This is a genomic window from Nocardia sp. NPDC004582, from assembly GCF_053602115.1.
Genome location: NZ_JBSGCY010000013.1, coordinates 18,576 through 40,381 on the forward strand (window position 1 = coordinate 18,576; position 21,806 = coordinate 40,381).

Consider the following 21,806-nt stretch of genomic DNA (forward strand, 5'->3'; position numbering starts at 1 on the left):
GCCGTCCTCGGTGTAGCGGTCGTACAGCGTGACGTGCAGGTCGGTCTTGGCCAGCTGCGACTCGAATTCGACCGCGGCCACGTGCAGGCCCGGCAGTTCGAAGGCGGTCTCGGCCAGGTTCTGGAACGAGAGGCCCACCTGGAACAGCGGGTTGCGCGCGGTGGAGCGGACCGGGTTGAGCACCTCGACGAGGCGCTCGAACGGCACGTCGGCGTTGGCGAAGGCCTCCAGGTCGCGTTCGCGGACCTCGGAGAGCAGGTCGGCGAAGCTCGCGTCGCCGTCGACCTGGGTGCGGAACACCAGGGTGTTGACGAACATGCCGATCAGGTCGTCGAGTTCGCGTTCACCGCGGCCCGCGATCGGGGTGCCGACCGCGATGTCGTCGGTGCCCGAGAGCCGGGCCAGCAGCACCGCGAGGGCGGCGTGCACGACCATGAACAGCGAGGCGTTGTTGGCCCGCGCCAGTTCGTGCAGCTTGGCGTGGCGTTCGGCGTCGATGTCGAAGCGCAGCGCCTTGCCGTGGAACGACTGCGCCGGGGGACGCGGCCGGTCGGTGGGCAGCTCCAGCTGGTCCGGGAGCCCGGACAGCGCGCGGGTCCAGTACGAGACCTGCTTGGCGGCCAGCGATTCGGCGTCGTCCTCGCGGCCGAGCACCTCGCGCTGCCACAGCGCGTAGTCGGCGTACTGCACCGGCAGCGGGGTCCACTGCGGCACATCGCCGTTCGCCCGGGCCACGTAGGCGGCCATGATGTCGCGCGCCATCGGGCCCATGGAGGAACCGTCGGCGGAGACGTGGTGGACGGTGAAGGCCAGCACGTGCTGGGTGGTCTCACTGTCGGTGATCTGGAACATCTTGACCGCCAGCGGCACCTCGACGGTGACGTCGAAGGTGGTCATGGCGAATTCGATGATCTTGCCGAGCAATTCGGCCTCGGTCACCGGCTCCGGCACCAGGGTCAGATCGGTCTGGGCGGCGGCCAGGATCACCTGGTGCGGGCCCTCGGCCGACCCCGGGTACACGGTCCGCAGCACCTCGTGGCGGGCGATCACATCGCCGATGGCCTGCTTCATGGCGTACAGGTCGAGCGCGCCGGTGAAGCGGACCGCGAGTGGAATGTTGTCGACCGCCGACGTGCTGGTGTCGAACTGGTTCAGGAACCAGTAGCGCTGCTGCGCCGGGGACAGCGGCAGGTGCGCGGGCCGCTCGCCGGCGACCAGGCTCGGGCGACGGCCCGATCCGGCATTGCGCTCCACCCGCGCGGCCAGGGCCGCGACGGTGGACGCCTCGAACAGATCGCGCACGGCCAGCTGGGTGTCCAGGGCCGCGCCGAGGCGGGCGGTGACCTGGGTGGCGATCAGCGAGTTGCCGCCGAGTTCGAAGAAGTCGTCGTCGACGCCGACCCGGCCGACGCCCAGGACGTCGGAGAAGGTGCCCGCCACGATCTCCTCGATCGGGGTGGACGGGGCGCGGAACACCTTGGCCTCGAACACCGGCGCGGGCAGCTGCTTGCGGTCCAGCTTGCCGGAGGCGTTGAGCGGGAAGGCGTCCAGCACCACGAAGGCGGCCGGAACCATGTAGCCGGGCAGGCCGTCCTGCAGTTCGGCGCGCACGGCGTCGAGGTCGACGGTGTGGCCGGCGGTGGGGATGACGTAGCCGACCAGCTGCTCGCCGAGGCGATCGTCGGCGCGGACGACCACCACGGACTGGGCGATGGAGTCGATGGCGGTGAGCGCGGCCTCGATCTCGCCGAGCTCGATGCGCAGACCGCGCAGCTTCACCTGGAAGTCGGTGCGGCCCAGATACTCCAGCTCGCCACGACCGGTCCACTTCACCAGGTCGCCGGTGCGGTACATGCGCTCGCCGTCGTGGAACGGGTCCGCCACGAAGCGGTCGGCGGTCAGTTCCGGACGCGCGACGTAACCGCGCGCCAGCTGCGCGCCCGCGAGGTAGAGCTCACCCGCGACACCCGGGGCGACCGGGTGCAGACGCGAATCCAGCACGTACACACGGGTGTTGAAGACCGGCGCGCCGATCGGCACCGACAGCGTGTCGGTGTCCTCGACCTCGTGGTAGGTGACGTCGACCGCGGCCTCGGTCGGGCCGTACAGGTTGTGCAGGCGGGCGCCGGTGAGCTCGCGCAGCTTCTGCGCGGTCGGCGCGGGCAGCGCCTCACCGGAGGCGAACACCTGGTGCAGCGAGGTCAGCGCGGCCGCCTTGGCGGCGTCGGCTTCCAGACCGGCCACGAACACCGACATCATCGACGGCACGAAGTGCGCGGTGGTGACACCGGTGGCGATGATCAGGTCGGCCAGGTAGCCGGGATCGCGGTGGCCGTCCGGCTTGGCGATGACCAGCGACGCACCGATCTGCAAGGGCCAGAAGAACTCCCACACCGACACGTCGAAGGTGGCCGGGGTCTTCTGCAGCACCACGTCGTCGTCGAACAGGCCGTACTCGGTCTGCATCCAGACCAGGCGGTTGACGATGGCGGTGTGGCTCACGGCCACACCCTTCGGCCGGCCGGTCGAACCCGACGTGAAGATCACGTACGCGACGTCGTCGCCACGCAGCGGGGCGATGCGGTCGGCGTCGGTGATCGGGGCGTCGGAGTAGCCCGACAGCGCTCCACCTCCCTGCGCTTCCAGCTCGTCGATCAGCAGTGCGCGCGTGGTGGTTTCGAACTCGTCGCGCGTGGTGCTGAGCACGCACACCGGCCGCGCGGTGTCGAGCACGTACTGGTTGCGCTCGGCCGGGTGGTCCGGATCCAGCGGCACGTACGCGCCACCGGCGAGGGTGACGGCGTACATGCCGACCAGCAGCTCGAAGGAGCGGCGCATGCCCAGAGCCACATAGGAATCCGGGCCGACGCCCTCGGCGATGAGGTGGCGGGCCAGCCGGTGCGCACGGGCCGCGAACTCGCCATAGGACAGCTGGGTGGGAATTTCCGGGCTCTGCCCGGGCGTCCCCTCGAACACCAGGGCGGTGAGGTTCGGCGTCCGCTTGGCCTGGTCCTCGAACATCGACGCGAGGGTGACCTCGGTGTCGATCTTCTTCTTGCCGCCCAGGGCGACGCGCTTGACGTCGTACTCGGTGGCGTTCCAGGACCGCAGCACCTGGCGGCGCTCGGCCGCGTTCAGCAGCTCGATGTCGCCGACCAGCGCGGTCGGCTCGGCGACCACGGCCGACAGCAGGCGCACCAGGCGCTCACCGAACCCGGCGATGGTGCCCGCGTCGAACATGTCGGTGGCGTAGGCGAATTCGGCGATCATGCCGGCGCTGCCGGGACGCTCGGTCAGATTGAGGTGCAGGTCGAACTTGGCGGTGACCACGTCCAGCGGCACGCCGGCCACTTCCAGGCCCGGCAGCGCGAAGGTGGCCTCGCCGGTGTTCTGGAACGACAGCATGACCTGGAACAGCGGGTGCCGGGCCTGCGAGCGGGCCGGGTTGAGGATCTCCACCAGGCGCTCGAACGGCAGGTCGGCGTGGCCGAAGGCGGCCAGGTCGCTGTCCTTGGTGCGGGCCAGCAGCTCGGTGAACGTCTCCCCCGAGTCGACCGCGGTGCGCAGCACCAGGGTGTTGACGAACATGCCGATGGCGTCGTCGAGCACCTGCTCGCCACGACCGGCGACCGCGGTGCCGATGGCGATGTCGTCGCCGCCGGACAGGCGGGCCAGCAGGGCCGCGAAGGCCGCGTGGACCACCATGAACAGCGAGGCGCCGTGCCGGCGGGCCAGGCCCTCGAGTCCGGCCAGCAGCTGGGCGTCGATCGCGAACTCGTGCACACCACCGGCATTGGAGGCCACCGCCGGACGCGGGCGGTCGGAGGGCAGGTCGATCTGGTCGGGCAGCCCGGCCAGATCGTTGCTCCAGTAGGCCACCTGCTGCGAGATCAGCGAGCCGGCGTCGTCCTCGGAGCCGAGGGTCTCGCGCTGCCAGAGCGCGAAGTCGGCGTACTGCACCGGCAGCGGAGCCCACTGCGGCGCTTCCCCATTGGCGCGCGCGGCGTAGGCGAGCATGACGTCGCGGGCCAGCGGACGCACCGACCAGCCGTCGCCGGAGATGTGGTGGACCACGAAAACCAGGACGTGCGTGGGCGCGATGGCGGTGCCGTCATTGGACACAGTGGCCGTGCCGTCATTGGACACAGTGGCGGTGCCGTCAATGGACACCGTGGCATCCGAGACCCGGAACAGCCCGGCGCGCACCGGCGCGGCGGCGGTGACGTCGAATCCGGTGAGCACCAGTTCGGCGATCCGCTCGCGCAGGTCGGCCTCGGCCACGTCGATCACGCTCAGACCGGTGCCGCCGCCGTGGATTCCGGCATTGGCGGCCGAGTCCAGGCGGACCTGGTCGGCGGGCAGGATGACCTGCACGCCACGGCCTTCGGCGTTCTCCGGGTAGACCGTGCGCAGCACCTCGTGGCGTTCGAGCACGTCGCCGACGGCGGCCAGCAGGGCATCGGTGTCGAGGTCGCCGGTCAGGCGCACCGCGAGCGGGATGTTGTTGACGGCCGAGGCGGTGTCGAAGCGGTTGAGGAACCACATGCGCTGCTGCGCCAGCGACAGCGGAATCTCCTCGGGGCGCTCACCCGCCACCAGGGCGGGGCGGCGACCGGTGCGGGACTCGGTCTCCAGGCGGGCGGCCAGCGCCGCCACCGTCGGAGCCTCGAAGAGCACGCGGACCGGGATGCGGGTGTCCAGGGCCGCGCCCAGGCGGGCGGCCACCTGGGTGGCGATGAGCGAGTTGCCGCCCAGTTCGAAGAAGTCGTCGTCCAGGCCGACGGCCGCCTCGATGCCGAGCACCTCCGCGAACACCGCCGCGACGATCTCCTCGGCGCGGGTGGCGGGCGCGCGGAACGCGCGGGCTTCGAACTCCGGCTCCGGCAGGGCCCGGCGATCGAGCTTGCCGTTGACGTTCAGCGGCATGGCGTCCAGCGGCACCAGCGCGGCCGGGACCATGTACGAGGGCAGCCGGTCCGCCAGGTGGGCGCGCAGCGCGTCCACGTCGACAGCTTCCGCGGCGGGCACGACGTAACCGACGAGGCGATCGCCGGTGCGCGGGTCGGAGTTCATGACCACGACCGCCTGCGCCACGGATTCGTGTGCGGTCAGCGTGGATTCGATCTCGCCGAGCTCGATGCGCAGACCGCGCAGCTTCACCTGGAAGTCGGTGCGGCCCAGGTAGGTGATGGAGCCGTCCGCGTTCCACCGCACCAGGTCACCGGTGCGGTACATGCGCTCGCCGAACCCGAAGGGGTTGGCCACGAATCGATCCGCGGTCAGGTCGGTGCGGCCGACATAGCCGCGCGCGAGCTGATTGCCCGCCAGGTAGAGCTCACCGGCGACACCCGGGGCGACCGGGTGCAGACGCGAATCCAGCACGTAGGCCTGGGCGTTCCACACCGGCCGGCCGATCGGCACCGCACCCTGCACGTCGTCGGAGACCGGCGCGGCGGTGGCATGGACGGTGAATTCCGTCGGGCCGTACAGGTTGTGCAGCTCGGCGGCGCTCACCCGGCGGACGGCGCGCACCACGTCGGCGGTGAACGCCTCACCGGCGACCAGCAGCGCCCGCAGCGAGGTCAGCTGCGCGGCGTCCACGCCGGCGGCGAACACGCTGAGCATGGACGGCACGAACGAGGTGATCGTGACGCCCTCGGCGGCGATGACCTCGGCCAGGTAGCCGGGATCGCGGTGACCGTCCGGAGTCGCGACCACCATGCGGCCGCCCACGGCGAGCGGGCCGAAGAGCTCCCAGACCGACACGTCGAAGGTCTGCGGCGTCTTCAGCAACACCACGTCGTCGGCCGACAGTCCGTATTCGCTGGTGATCCAAGCGATCTGGTTCACGGCGGCGGCGTGCGAGACCGCGACGCCCTTGGGACGGCCGGTGGAGCCGGAGGTGAAGATCACGTAGGCGGTGTGCGCGGACCGCAGCGGCGCGATCCGCTCGGCGTCGGTCACGGGCGCGGCCGAGTACTCGGTCAGCTGTGCGGCCGGCTCGTCGACGACCAGGACCGGGGCGGCGTCGGAGGCGAATCCGTCGCGCCCGGTGGTGAGTACGGCCACCGGCCGCGCCGTCTCCATCACGTAGGCGATGCGGTCGGCGGGCTGGTCCAGATCCAGCGGCACGTACGCGCCGCCGGCGGCCAGCACCGCGTACATGGCGACCACCAGGTCGGTGGACCGGCGAATGCCCAGTGCCACCAGGGTGTCCGGGCCCACGCCCGACGCGATCAGGTGCCGGGCCAGCCGGTGCACGCGGGCGGCGAACTCGCCGTAGGACAGAGTTGTCCCGTCGAAGCTGAGCGCGGTCGCCTCGGGGGTCCGGGCGGCCTGCGCCTCGAACTGCGTGAGCAGCGTGTTCGCGGCGTCGCCGGAGGGCAGGCGCAGCGCGTCGGCGAGCACCAGTTCCGGAACGTCGGCCCAGCCCAGAGACGGGTCGTCGTCGGACACCGCGCCGGTGCGGTCGGCGAGCAGGCCGCTGACCGATCCGGCGCTGCGGTTCCAGGCGAACCGGACCAGCGTGCGTTCGGCGGGATCGAGCAGGTCGATATCGCCCACGGCCCGTTCCGGTTTGGCCGCGACGGCCTTCAGCAGCAGGTCGAACCGGTCGGCGAAGCGTTCCATGGTGGCCGCGTCGAACAGGTCGGTGGCGTAGATGAGTTCGGCGGTGATGCCGGACAGCGGGGCGGCGGCGTTCTCGGTGAGCACCAGCTGCAGGTCGAACTTGGCGGTGTCGATCGGCAGTTCGACGGCGCTGACGGTCAGGCCGGGCAGTTCCAGTTCGGTGATGCCGGTGTTCTGGAACGACAGCATGACCTGGAACAGCGGGTGCCGGGCCTGCGAGCGGGCCGGGTTGAGGATCTCCACCAGGCGCTCGAACGGCAGGTCGGCGTGGCCGAAGGCCTGGATGTCGGTGCCGCGCACCGCGTCCAGCAGTTCGGTGAAGCCGGCGCCGCCGTCCACCTCGGTGCGCAGCACCAGGGTGTTGACGAACATGCCGATGAGGTCGTCGAGGGCGCGTTCGCCACGACCGGCGACCGGGGTGCCGATCGCGATGTCGGACTCACCGGACAGGCGCGACAGCAGCACGGCCAACGCCGAGTGCATGACCATGAACAGCGTGGCGCCGCGACCGCGGGCGAGTTCGGCCAGCGCGCCGTGGGTTTCGGCGTCGATCTCGAACACGTGGGTGGCGCCGCGGCCCGAGGCCACGGCCGGACGCGGCCGGTCCGCCGGCAGATCCAGCTGGTCGGGCAGGCCGCGCAGCGACTCCCGCCAGTACGAGATCTGCTGGGAGATCACCGATTCGGCGTCGCGTTCGTCACCGAGCACCTCGCGCTGCCACAGCGCGTAGTCGGCGTACTGGACGTCGAGCACCTGCCAGCCGGGTTCGCCGCCCTCGACGCGCGCGCCGTAGGCGGTCATGACGTCCCGGGTGAGCGGGCCCATGGAGAAACCGTCGGCCGAGATGTGGTGCACCACCAGCGCGAGCACATGCTCGGTGGGGCTGACCTCGAACAGGCGGGCCCGGAACGGCACGTCCACGGTGACGTCGAAGCCGGTCAGCACCAGCTCCGAGAGCGCCTGCGGCAGTGCGGCTTCGGCGACCTCGACCGGGGTCAGGTCCGGGATGACCTGAGCGGTCGGGACGATCTCCTGGAAGGCCTGGCCGTCGATCTCGGGGTAGCGGGTGCGCAGCGACTCGTGCCGCGCGAGCACATCGGCGACGGCGATCTGCAGGGCCTGGCGGTCCACCAGACCGGACAGGCGCACGGCCGCCGGGATGTTGTCCACGGCCGATTCGGGATCGAACCGGTTGAGGAACCACATGCGCTGCTGGGCCAGCGACAGCGGCAGCCGCTCGGGCCGCTCCTGCGCGACCAGCGCCAGGCGACCGCCGTCCCCGGTGTGGGTTTCGGCCTTGGCGGCCAGCGCGGCCACGGTCGAGGATTCGAAGATCTCGCGCACACCCAGCTGGGTGTCGAGCGCGGCGGACAGGCGCGCCGCCACCTGGGTGGCGATGAGCGAGTTGCCGCCGAGGGCGAAGAAGTCGTCGTCGAGACCGACCCGCTCCAGGCCGAGGATCTCGGCGAACACACCGGCCACGATCTGCTCGACCGGGGTGACCGGGGCGCGGAACACCGCCGCCTCGAACACCGGCGCGGGCAGCGCCTTGCGGTCCAGCTTGCCGGAGGCGTTGAGCGGGAACTCCTCGAGCACCATCAGGATCGACGGCACCATGTACGACGGCACGCTCTCGCCGACCTCGGCGCGCACCGCGTCCACGTCGACGGTGCGGCCCGCCGCGGCGATGACGTAGCCGACCAGCTGGTCACCGGCGTGCGGGTCATGGCGCACCACGACCACCGACTGCGCGATGGAATCCAGTGCGGTGAGCGCGGATTCGATCTCACCGAGCTCGATGCGCAGACCACGCAGCTTCACCTGGAAGTCGGTGCGCCCGATGTACTCGAGTTCGCCGTCCGCGGTCCAGGTGACGAGGTCACCGGTCCGGTACATGCGCGCGGAGTCGCCGAAGGGGTTGGCGACGAAGCGATCCGAGGACAGGTCCGGGCGCGCCACGTAACCGCGGGCCAGCTGGTCACCGGCGAGGTACAGCTCGCCCGCGACGCCGACCGGAACCGGGCGCAGACGCGAATCCAGCACGTACACCTGGGTGTTGAACACCGGACGACCGATCGGCACCGTGTCCACGTCGGCGTCCACGACCTGGTGGTAGGTGACGTCGACCGCGGCCTCGGTCGGGCCGTACAGGTTGTGCAGCTCCGCGCCGGTCAGCGCGCGCAGCTTGTGCGACGGCTTGGGCGACAGCGCCTCACCGGAGGCGAAGACCATGCGCAGGCTGCTGCACCGCGCGGCCGCTTCCTCGGCCACGAACACCGCCAGCATGGACGGCACGAAGTGGGTGACCGTCACGCCCTCGCGGGCGATGAGGTCGGCGAGGTACGCCGGGTCGCGGTGGCCCTCGGGCTTGGCCACGACCAGCTTCGCGCCGATCTGCAAGGGCCAGAAGAACTCCCACACCGACACGTCGAACGTGGCCGGAGTCTTCTGCAACACGACGTCCTCGGCGGTCAGGCCGTACTCGGCCTGCATCCACACCAGACGGTTGACGATCGCCGAGTGCGGCACGGCCACACCCTTCGGGCGACCGGTCGAACCCGAGGTGAAGATCACGTACGCGGTGTTCGAATCCCGCAGCGGCGCACGGCGATCAGCGTCGGTGAGCGGGGCCGCGGAGAAGCTGGACAGGTCCAGCTTGTCGATGCGCACCTGCGCGGTGTCGACCGGCAGGTCCTCACCGGAGGTCAGCACCGTCACCGGGTCGGCGGTCTCGAGGATGTACTCGGTGCGCTCGGCCGGGTGGTCCGGGTCCAGCGGCACGTAGGCCGCGCCGGTGACGGCGACGGCGTACATACCGACGACCAGGTCCAGCGAGCGGCGCATGCCCAGCGCCACGAACGATTCCGCGCCGACGCCGCGCTCGATGAGCCAGCGGGCCAGACGGTGCACGCGTTCACCGAACTCGGCGTAGGACAGACTCGTCCCCTCGAACGCAACGGCGGTCGCGTCGGGAGTCCGCTCGACCTGGGCCTCGAACATGGCGACCAGGGTGGCGTTTTCGGCCGCCAAGCGCGGGGAGGCGGAGCGATCGGTGAGCACGGCTTCCACGTCGAACGCGGTCTGGTTCCAGGTCTCCACGACCTGGGTGCGCTCGGCGGCGTCGACCAGCTCGATATCGCCCACGGCCGCAGCCGGATCCGTCGTGATGGCGGTCAGCACCCGGATCAGGCGGTCCGCGATGCGCTCGACGGTGGCCTCGTCGAACAGGTCGCGCAGGTAGCCCGCGCGGATGCGCAGGCGGGTGTCGAGCTGGGCGATGAGGGTGAGCGGGTAGTGGGTGGCGTCCGCGGCGTCCAGGCCGGTGACGGCCATGCCGTCGATATCGGCGGCCTGCGACCGGATGCCTTCGGCGTCAACGGGATAGGACTCGAACACCACCAGGGTGTCGAAGAGTCCGCCGATGCCGGCGGCCGACTGGATGTCGGCCAGGCCCACGTAGTGGTGGTCGAGCAGGTCGGCCTGCTCGCCCTGGGTGCGGGTGAGCAGCGTGCTCGCCGCCTCGGCCGGGTCGAAGGCGACCCGCACCGGCACGGTGTTGATGAACAGACCCACCATGGACTCGACGCCCGAGAGCTGCGCCGGGCGGCCGGACACGGTGGTGCCGAACAGCACGTCCTCGCGGCCGGTGAGGCGGCCGAGCAGGATGCCCCAGGCGACCTGGAGCACGGTGTTCGGGGTGACGCCGAGTTCGGCGGCCAGCCCGGTCAGGCGCGCGGTCGCGGCCTCGTCCAGGTCGAAGAAGTACTCGCCGGACAGCGCGGTGATCTCACGCCCGGTGTCGGGGCGGGTGAGCAGGGTCGGCTCGGAGACGCCGAGCAGCGACTTCTGCCAGGCCGCCAGCGACGCCGAACGATCCTGCTGCGCGACCCATTCCAGGAAGTAGCGGTAGGACCGCACCGGCGGCAGCACCGCGGTGTCGGAGTGCGTGGCGTAGAGCACCAGCAGGTCCTGCATGAGCAGCGGCATGGACCAGCCGTCGAGCAGGATGTGGTGGTTGGCCACGGCCAGCTGGTAGCTGTGCGCGTCGGTGCGCACCAGGGTGTAGCGGATGAGCGGCGGCGCGGTCAGGTCGAAACGCTCGACCCGGTCGGCGGCCAGGATTTCCGCGGCCCGCGCGGCGCGAGCGTCCGCGTCGGCGATATCGGTGAGGTCGTGGTTGGTCCACGCCACCTTCACACCGTCGATGACGACCTGCACGGGAACGCCCGAGGCGTCGTTGACGTAGGCGGTGCGCAGGATCTCGTGGCGGTCGAGCAGAGCCTGGGCGGCGGCGCGCAAGCGGTCGGCGTCGACGCGGCCCTCGAGGGTGAGCACCGCCTGCGCGGTGTACACGTCCACCGAGGTGGCGGCCAGCTGCGCGTGGAAGAGCAGACCGGCCTGCAGCGCGGACAGCGGCCACACCTGGTGCAGCGCGCCGTACCGCTTCTCCCAGCCGTCGATGTCGCGCTGGGTGACGCGGACCAGGCCGAAATCGGACGGGGTGTGCCCGCCCTTGGCCGAATCGGCGTGCGCGGCAACGGCTTCGAGCGCGGACACCCACAGGGCGGCGAACTCGGCGATCTCGGTGGCCGAGATCAGCGTGCTCGGGTAACCGATCTGCGCGGTCAGCTTGTCGCCCGCCACGATGGCGTTGATGTCGATCGGGGCCATGGCGGGCATGTCGGCGTCGTAGGAGCCCGCCAGGTCGGCCAGGTCGGCCGCCGGGATCCAGCCGAAGCCGCGCAGCGCCTCGGGCACGTCGCCCTCGTTGACCCGGCCCAGGTAGTTGAAGCTGACCTGGCCCGGCAGCTGCTTGGGCAGCTGCGCGGCGGTGTCGGAGTTCATGTAGCGCAGCAGGCCGTAACCGATGCCCTTGTCGGGCACGGAGAGCAGCTGCTCCTTGACCGTCTTGATGGCCCGGCCCATGGCCGCGCCGCCGGTGAGGGCGGCGTCCACGTCGATGCCGGACAGGTCGAAGCGCACCGGGAAGATCGCGGTGAACCAGCCGACCGTGCGCGACAGGTCCGCGCCCGGCACGACCTCTTCCTCACGGCCGTGGCCTTCGAGGCGGACGAGGGCAGACTTCTCCCCCAGACCCTTGCCGGCGCGGAACTTGGCCACCGCCAACGCGAGCGCGGTGAGCAGACCGTCGTTGACACCGCCGTGGAACAGCGCGGGCACGGTGGTCAGCAGCGAGCGGGTGGCCTCGGCCGACAGCTCGACGCGGTGCTTGACGATGGTCGAGGTGACGTCGACGGCCGGGTCCATGGCGCGCTCGGTGAGCAGCGGGTCCGGGCCCTCGACGACGCCGCGCCAGAACTCGAGTTCGGCGACGCGCTCGTCGGTGGCGGCCTCCCGCTCGAGGGCGTGCGCCCAGGTGCGCATGCTGGTGGCGGGGGCGACCAGCTCGGGGGTCTGTCCGGCGGACAGCTGACCCCAGGCGGCGACGAAGTCCGGCACCAGGATTCGCCAGGTGACGCCGTCGACCACGAGGTGGTGACCGGCGACGATCAGGCGGCCCGCGCGACTGTCGTCGGAGGGCTCCAGCCACACGAACCGGATGACCTGGCCCGCGGCCGGATCCAGCTTGTCGAGCGTGGCGTCCAGTGCGGCCGTGGCGATCTCGAACAGCTGTGCGTCGGTGGCGGCGGCATCGAACTCGGTGCGATCGATCAGCGAATCCGCGTCGATGGTTCCGGGAGCGGCGGTTTCGACGATCCAGTCCGCGTCCGGCACCCGGCGCAGGCGCGCCCGCAGCATGTCGTGGCGGTCGATGACCGCGCCGACGGTGGCGGCGATGCCCGCGCGGTCGATGCCGATCGGCAGTTCCAGCGCCATGGTCTGGTTGAAGCGGCCGAACTCGCCCGGTCGGCCCGCCATGAACCGCACCACCGGGGTCAGCGGCATGACACCCACGCCGCCGCCCGGGAGCTCGGTCAGCTGCGGGGCCGAATCGCCCTGGCTGTCCGAGGTTTCGGCGATCGCGGCCAGGCCGGACACGGTGCGCTGCTCGAACACGTCGCGCGGTGAGAACACCACGCCGCGCGCCTTGGCCCGCGACACCAGCTGGATGGAGACGATGGAGTCACCGCCGAGGGCGAAGAACGAGTCGTCGATGCCGACCCGCTCCAGGCCCAGCACCTCGGCGAACACCTCGGCGATGGTCTGCTCGAGGGTGTTGCGGGCGGCCCGGAAGACCACCTCGGTGGCGAAGACCGGCTCGGGCAGGGCCCGGCGGTCCAGCTTGCCGACCGGGGTCAGCGGCACCCGGTCGATGATCATCACCGAGGACGGCACCATGTACGCGGGCAGACGCTGCTCGACGTGCGCGGTCACCGCGGCCACGTCGATCGAATGCCCCGGCGTGGCAACCACGTACGACACCAGCGAAGTCGCGCCGGCGGCGTTCTTGTGGCCCACCGTGACCGCGAAGTCGACGGTCTCGTGCGAGGCCAGCGCCGCGTCGATCTCACCGAGCTCGATACGGAAACCGCGGACCTTCACCTGGAAGTCGGAGCGGCCGACGTACTCGACCAAGCCGTCCGGGGTCCAGCGCACCACGTCACCGGTGCGGTACATGCGCTCGCCGTCCACGTACGGGTTGGCGACGAAGCGGTCGGCGGTCAGGCCCGGCCGCGCGTGGTAGCCGCGCGCCAGCTGGATGCCCGACAGGTACAGCTCACCCGCGACACCCACCGGCACCGGGCGCAGGCGGTTGTCGAGGATCAGCGACTGCATGCCCCGGATGGGACCGCCGATGGTGACCAGGTCACCCGGCGTCAGCGCGTCGCTGATGTTGGTCATGATGGTGGTCTCGGTGGGGCCGTAGCCGTTGTGGAAGGCACGCATGGTGCCGTCCGCCAACGGAACCGCCCACTTCTCGACCAGATCGGCGGGCACCGCTTCACCACCGGCGACGAGCACGCGCAGCGAGTCCAGGCCCGCCGGTCCGAAGGTGGACAGCGCGGCCGGGGTGATGAACGCGTGGGTGGCGCGCTCGCGCTTGATCAGCTCGGCGAGTTCCTCGCCGCCGTAGGTGCCCGGCGGGACGACCACCAGGGTGCCGCCCTTGCCGATGGCGAGCAGGAATTCCAGCATCGACGCGTCGAACGAGGGCGACGCGAAATGCAGTGCGCGCGAGGAGGAGTCGAGCGCGTAGCGCTCGGCCTGCTCGACGGTGAAGTTGGCCAGGCCGGCGTGGGTGACCACGACGCCCTTCGGCACACCGGTGGAGCCGGAGGTGTAGATGACGTAGGCCGGGTGCTCCGGACGCAGCGGGCGCACCCGCTCGGCGGCGTCGATCGCGGTGTCCGCGAACGCTTCCAGGTCCAGTTCGTCCAGAACCAGCCACTCCACCGAGTCCGGCAGGTCCGCGCGCACCGAGGCCACGGTCAGACCGACCGGCGAACCGGAGTCGGTGACCATGTGAGCGATGCGGTCGGCCGGGTAGTTCGGGTCCACCGGCACGAAGGCCGCACCCGTCTTGGACACCGCCCATTCGGCGAAGTACGAGTCGTCCGAACGCGGGACGGCGACGGCGACCAGGTCCTCGGTGCCGATGCCGCGCTCGATGAGCAAGCGCGCCAGGCGGTTCGAGCGGGAGTCCAGCTCGCCGTAGGACAGACTCCGCCCCTCGAACACCACCGCGGGCGCGGCGGGATCGATGGCGACGGCGTCTGCGATCAGTTCCGGCAGGGTGCGCGCCGGGACGGCGGGCAGGCCGAAACGGGCCACCAGATCGGCACGTTCACCGGAATCGAGGATGTCGATCGCGCCGACACCGATCTCCGGGTTCGCGGCGACGGCCTCGAGCACCCGCACCCAGCGCTGCGCGAACCCGGCCGCGGTGGCCTCGTCGAACAGATCGGTGGCATAGGTCAGGGCCAGCGCCATGCCGGAGTCCTGCTCCGACAGCGTGAACTGCAGATCGAAGCGCGAGATGTTCTCGTCGAGATCCAGCGTGGAGACCGTCAGCCCCGGCAGCTCGATGGCGGTGCGGTCCAGGTTCTGGAAGGCCAGCATGACCTGGAACAGCGGGTTGCGGGCCTGCGAGCGCTCGGGCGCGAGCAGTTCCACCAGCCGCTCGAACGGCACGTCGGCATTGCCGAAGGCGTCGAGGTCGGTGTGGCGCACGCGATCGAGCAGGTCGGTGAACGACTCGCCGGGTTCGATGCCGGTGCGCAGCACCAGGGTGTTGACGAACATGCCGACCAGGTCGTCGAGCGCGGCCTCACCGCGACCGGCGACCGGGGTGCCGACCGCGATGTCGTCGCCACCGGACAGGCGGGCCAGCAGCACCGCCAGAGCGCTGTGCATCACCATGAACAGCGACGAACCACGCCGGCGGGCAACGTCTTCCAGCGCCGCGATGAGCTCGGGCGAGAGCGTCCGCTGCAGGGTCGCGCCGCGATGCGAGGCGATGGCCGGGCGCGGGCGGTCGGTGGGCAGGGCCAGCTCGTCGGGCACGCCGCCGAGCACGCGCTGCCAGTAGGCGACCTGGCGGGCCATGATCGAGGACGAATCCTCTTCCGAGCCCAGCACATCGCGCTGCCACAACGCGAAATCGGCGTACTGCACGGCCAGCGGGGCCCAGCCCGGCACCGCGCCCTGGGTGCGCGCGGTGTAGGCGACCATGACGTCGCGGGCCAGCGGGGACATCGAGAAACCGTCACCGGCGATGTGGTGCACGACGACCACGAGCACGTGCTCGGTGGCGACGGCGGTGCCGTCATCGGACTGCGCCTCGCCGCCCGCGCGGAACAGGCGGGCACGCAGCGGAACCTGCTCGGCCACATTGAAGCCCAGCGTGGCGAACGCGGTCACCGCGGCGGTGAGCTCGGCCGCCGCGACCGTGACCGGCCGCAGATCCAGGGCGATCTCCTCGGCCGGGACGACCACCTGCATCGGCGTGCCGCCGTGCTCGGGGTACTTGGTGCGCAGCGACTCGTGGCGGCGCACCACATCGGCGACCGCGAGTTCCAGTGCGGCGGTGTCGAGTTCACCGGTCAGGCGAATCGCCAGCGGCAGGTTGTAGGCCGCCGAGGAGGTGTCGTACTGGTTCAGGAACCACATGCGCTGCTGCGCGAACGACAGCGGCACCAGCTCGCCCGGAATCCGGGTGCGGGCGGTCAGTTTGGCGCGCGAGGCGCCGTCGGCGTGCGATTCGATGCGGGCCGCGAGGGCCTCGACCGTGGTGGCCTCGAACAGGGTGCGCACCGCGACCGTGGTGTCCAGGGCCGCGCCGATGCGCGACACGACACGGGTGGCGATGAGCGAGTTGCCGCCCAGGTCGAAGAAGTCGTCGTCCAGGCCGACCCGGTCCAGGCCGAGGACCTCGGCGAAGACGGCGGCGACCGTCTCCTGGGTCGGGGTCTCCGGCGCGCGGAAGGCGCGGGCCTGCGCGGCCGGAGCCGGCAGGGCGCGGCGGTCCAGCTTGCCGTTGACGGTCAGCGGGATCCGGTCCAGCACCACGACGGCCGACGGGACCATGTAGGCGGGCAGCAGTTCGGCGGCGCCGTCGCGGACGGCGTCCACGGCGGGCGCGACGCCGTCCTGCGGCACCACGTAGGCGACGATGCGCTGATCGCCCGGCTGGTCCTCGCGCACGATGACCGCGGTCTGCGCGACACCGTCCTGCGCCAGCACCGCGGACTCGATCTCACCGAGCTCGATGCGGAAGCCGCGGACCTTGACCTGGTCGTCGGCGCGGCCCAGGTATTCGAGCTCGCCGAAGCGGTTCCAGCGGGCCACGTCGCCGGAGCGGTACAGGCGGGTGCCCGGCGCGCCGAAGGGGCTGGCCACGAAGCGGGCCGCGGACAGGTCCGGCCGGCCCAGGTAGCCGCGCGCCAATTGCGCACCGGCGACGTACATCTCACCCGCGACGCCGACCGGCACCGGGTGCAGGCGGTCGTCGAGGACGTACACGCGCAGACCGGCGATGGCCCGGCCGACCACCGAACCGGTGGCGGCGGCGATGGTGTCGGCGTCGAGGACGCGCACCGACACGTGCACGGTGGTCTCGGTGATGCCGTACATGTTCACCAGGTACGGGGTGGAATCGCCGTGGCGGGCGACCCAATCCGAGAGGCGGCGCAGCTCGAGCGCCTCGCCGCCGAAGACCACGTAGCGCAGGGCCAGGTCCTGCTGGTCGCCCGCGGCCGCCGCGATGCGGTCGGCCTCGGCCAGCTGGTAGAAGGCCGACGGGGTCTGGTTGAGCACGGTGACCCGCTCGCGGCGCAGCAGCTCCAGGAACTGCTCGGGCGAACGCGAGACGTAGTAGTCGACCACGACGAGCTTGCCGCCGTAGAGCAGCGGACCCCAGAGTTCCCACACCGAGAAGTCGAAGGCGTAGGAGTGGAACAGCGTCCACACGTCGTCGGGTCCGAAGCCGAACTCGCGATCGGTGTTCGCCATCAGGCGCACCACGTTCCGGTGCGCGACCGCGACGCCCTTGGGGCGGCCGGTGGAACCGGAGGTGTAGATGACGTAGGCGACGTGGTCGGGGTGCAGCGCCGCGCGGCGGTCGGCATCGGTGACGGGGCCGTCGGCCGCGTCCACGATGTTCCCGGCTTCGAGCGAGAAGCCGTCCAGGAGCACGGTATTCAGCTCCGCCGGGAGCTCGACCTGCACGGTCGAGTCGGTGATCACGCTGGTGGGCTTCGCGTCCGAGAGCACGAAGGCGATGCGGTCGGCCGGGTAGGACGGATCGATCGGCACGTAACCCGCACCGGTCTTGATCACGGCCAGCAGCGCCACGACCAGATCGGCCGAACGCGGCAGCAGCACCGCGACCAGCGACTCCGGACCCGCGCCCTCACCGATCAGCCTGCGCGCCAGCACGTTCGCGCGGCGATCCAGCTCGAAGTAGGTGAGCTCCTCGTCGCCGAACCGCACCGCCACCCGGTCCGGGTTCGCGGCGACGGCCAGGTCGAACAGGCCCGAGATGGTGGCCTCGGACGCGGCGAACGGGCTCGCCAGCGCTTCGAGGGGGTTGGACAGGCGCTCGGCGGCGCCGCCCAGCGCGGCCAGGGCGGCGGCCTCGGGCGCGATGCCCGAAACGCCCTCGGCGACGGCGAGTTCGGCCTCGGCGACCGCGGCGCGCGCGGTCTCGGCCAGCTCCACGATGTCATCGCCCGCGGAGACCCAGTACTCGGCCACGTCGTGGCGTTCGGCCTCGCCCAGCAGATCGATATCGCCGATCAGGGCGGCCGGGTCCTCGGCGACGGCGCGCAGGATGCGGACCAGGCGCTCGGCGAAGGAGATGACGGTCTCGGCGTCGAACAGATCGGTCGCGTAGTTCCACGACAGCCCCAGCGAGCCGTCGGCGCGCTCGCTCACGGTGAGCTGCACGTCGAACTTGGCGGTGCCCGGGTCGAATTCGACGACCTCGAGGGCCAGGTCGGGCAGCTCGACGGCGGCCGCGTCCTTGGCGCCGGCGGCCTCGAAGGTCAGCGCCACCTGGAACAGCGGATGGTGCGCCTGCGAGCGGACCGGGCTGAGCACGTCGACGAGCCGCTCGAACGGCACGTCGGCGTGCGCGAAGGCGGCCAGGTCGGTGCGGCGCACCTGGGCGAGCAGGTCGCGGAACGCCGCGTCCGGCCGCACCTCGCTGCGCAGCACCAGGGTGTTGACGAACATGCCGACCACGTCGTCGAGGGCGCGTTCGCCGCGACCCGCGATCGGGGTGCCGATGGCGATGTCGGTGGCCCGCGACAGGCGCGCGGACCAGGCCGCGAGCGCCGCGTGGACCAGCATGAACAGGGTGACGTCGTGTTCGCGGGCCACGCCGGTGAGAGCGCGGTGCAGCTCGGCGTCGATCGAGAAGTCGTGCACGCCACCGGCATTGGTGGCGACCTCGGGCCGCGGCCGGTCGGCGGGCAGCTCGAGCTGCTCGGGCAGGTCGGCCAGCTGGGTGGTCCAGTAGGCGAGCTGCTGGGCGGCGAGGGACTCGGGATCGGTCTCCGCGCCGAGGATCTCGCGCTGCCACAGCGTGTAGTCGGCGTACTGCACCGGCAGCGGCGACCAGGCCGGGGCCTCGCCGGTCGCGCGGGACAGGTAGGCGGCGACCACGTCGCGCAGCAGCGGGCGCAGCGAGGCGCCGTCGGCGCTGATGTGGTGCAGCACCAGCACCAGCACGTGTTCGGTCTCGCTGAGGCTCAGCACCGTGGCGCGGAACGGCAGTTCGCGGGTGACGTCGAAGAAGACGCTCGCGAGCTGCGTGATGCGCGCGGTCAGGTCGGCCGCGGTGACGGATTCGGTCCGCACCTCGAAGTCGATCTCGGACAGCGGCAGGACGCGCTGGTAGCCGTCGCCCTCGACCTCGGGGTAGATGGTGCGCAGCGACTCGTGCCGGGCCAGCACATCGCCGAGGGCGGCGGTGAAGGCCGCCGGATCGATGGCGCCGGTGAGCTTCAGCGCCACCGGGATGTTGTTGACCGCGGTGCGGTTGTCGAAGCGGTTCAGGAACCACATGCGCTGCTGCGCCAGCGACAGCGGCACCAGCTCCGGGCGCTCCTGGGCGACCAGGGCCGCCCGCGCGCCGGTGCCGACGCGCGATTCCAGCTGCGCGGCGAGGGAAGCCACGGTCGAGGCCTCGAACAGCGCGCGCAGCGGGATGTCGGCGTCGAGCGCCGCGGACAGGCGCGCGATCACCTGGGTGGCGATCAGCGAGTTGCCGCCCAGCTCGAAGAAGTCGTCGTCCAGGCCGACCCGGTCCAGGCCGAGCACGTCGGCGATGGTCCCGGCCACCGTCTGCTGCACCGGGGTGGCCGGGGCGCGGAAGGTCTTGGCGGCGAAGGTCGGCGCGGGCAGCTGCTTGCGGTCCAGCTTGCCGGAGGCGTTGAGCGGGAAGGCGTCCAGCACCATGAAGGCGGCCGGAACCATGTAGGCCGGAAGCTGTTCGGAGAGAACGTCCTTCACAGCGTCGACGTCGATGTTCCCGTCGGCGGCGATCAGGTAGGCGACCAGCTGATCGCCGGTGCGCTCGTCGTGGCGCACCACGACCACGGCCTGCGCGACGGCGGGCAGCGCGGTGAGCGCGGACTCGATCTCGCCGAGCTCGATGCGCAGACCGCGCAGCTTCACCTGGAAGTCGGTGCGGCCCAGGTATTCCAGCTCGCCATTGCCGGTCCAGGTGACGAGGTCACCGGTGCGGTACATGCGCGCGCCGTCGCCGAAGGGGTTGGCCACGAAGCGATCCGCGGTCAGGTCGGGGCGGGCCACATAACCGGTGGCCAGCTGGTCACCCGCGAGATAGAGCTCACCCGCGACACCCACCGGAACCGGGTTGAGGCGCGAATCCAGCACGTACACCTGGGTGTTGAAGACCGGCGCGCCGATCGGCACCGAGGTGATGTCGGAGTCGACGACCTCGTGGAAGGTCACGTCGACCGCGGCCTCGGTGGGGCCGTACAGGTTGTGCAGGCGCGCGCCGGTCAACTGGCGCAGCTTCTGCGCGGTCGGCGCGGGCAGGCCCTCACCGGAGGCGAAGACATTGGTGAGCGGCAGCTGGAGCTCGGCGGGTGCTGCCTTACCCAATTCGCCGACTATTTCAGGTGTTCCAGCCGCGGTGAGCGACGAGACGAATACGGCCAACATAGACGGCACGAAGTGGGTGACCGTCACGCCCTCGCGGACGATGATCTCGGCCAGGTAGGCCGGGTCGCGGTGGCCGTCCGGCTTGGCGACCACCAGGCGCGCGCCGACCTGCAAGGGCCAGAAGAACTCCCACACCGACACGTCGAAGGTGGCCGGGGTCTTCTGCAGCACCACGTCGTAGGCGGCCAGGCCGTACTGGGCGTGCATCCACACCAGGCGGTTGACAATGGCCGCGTGGCTCACGGCCACACCCTTGGGGCGGCCGGTGGAGCCGGACGTGAAGATCACGTAGGCGGTATTGCCCGGGCGCAGCGGCGAGCGGCGCTCGGTGTCGGCGACCGGGGTGTCGGCGAAGGCCGCCAGGTCCAGCTCGTCGATCCGAACCTGGCGCGCGTCAACGCCTTCCATATCGTCACCGGAGGTGAGCACGCAGACCGGCCGCGCGGTCTCGAGGATGTACTGGGTGCGCTCGGCCGGGTGGTCCGGATCCAGCGGCACGTACGCGCCACCGGCGACGGCGACGGCGTACATGCCCGCGACCAGGTCGATGGAGCGACGCATGCCCAGCGCCACAAAGGATTCCGGTCCGACGCCCTCGGCGATGAGCCAGCGCGCCAGCTTGCGCACGCGGGCCGCGAACTCGGCGTAGGACAGACTTGTCCCCTCGAAGGTGACCGCCGTCGCGTCGGGAGTCAGCGCGACCTGCGCTTCGAACAGCGAGACCAGGGTCGCGGCCGCGCCCTCTTCGATCTCGGGCAGCGCGGTGTCGAGCTCGAACGCGGTCTCGTTCCAGCCGACCAGCAGCTGCCGGCGCTCGGTCTCGCTCAGCAGCTCGACATCGCCGACCAGCTGGGTCGGGTCCGCGGCGAGGGCGGTGAGCATGGCGACGAAGCGCTGCGCGAACACATCGGCGTACCGCGCGTCGAAAAGGTCGGTGGCGTAGACGAGTTCGGCATCCATGGCAGCGGTGTCCGATTCGCGGCCCGCCGCGGCGCCATCGACGACCTCACTCAGCGTCATCTGCAGGTCGAACTTGGCCGACTGCTGGTCGATGGCCAGCTCGGCCACGCTCAGGCCCGGCAGTTCCAGCGAGGCGCGGCCCAGGTTCTGGAACGACAGCATCACCTGGAACAGCGGGTGGCGCGCCTGCGAGCGGGCCGGGTTGAGCACCTCGACCAGGCGCTCGAACGGCACGTCCGCGTGAGCGAAGGCCTGCAGGTCGCGCTCGCGCACGGTCTTCAGCAGGTCGGTGAAGCTCGCGCCGGTGTCCACCGGCGACCGCAGCACCAGGGTGTTGACGAACATGCCGACCAGGTCGTCGAGCGCCTGCTCGCCACGGCCCGCGACCGGGATGCCGACCGCGATGTCGTCGGTGCCGCTCAGGCGGGCCAGCAGCGCGGCGAAAGCGCTGTGCACCACCATGAACAGGGTGGTGCCGTTGGCCTGCGCCACCCGGTTCAGTCCGGCGATCAGCTCGCCCGGCACCTGGAACCGGTGGGTGCCCGCGTCGTAGGAGGCGACGGCCGGACGCGGCGTGGTGGACAGGCGCAGCTCGTCCGGCAGACCGGAGAGCGTCTCGC

The 21,806-nt window shown here is 71.2% G+C and carries 1 protein-coding gene (only partly in view); it reads right to left on the minus strand.

This entire window lies inside a single protein-coding gene on the minus strand: locus tag ACWELJ_RS06370, encoding a non-ribosomal peptide synthase/polyketide synthase (RefSeq protein ID WP_452365131.1). The 44,238-nt coding sequence extends 12,132 nt beyond the window's left edge and 10,300 nt beyond its right edge, so the window shows coding positions 10,301-32,106 (codon 3,434, partial, through codon 10,702, complete); reading right to left, the first codon wholly in view occupies positions 21,802 to 21,804. Both codon boundaries (start and stop) fall beyond the window edges.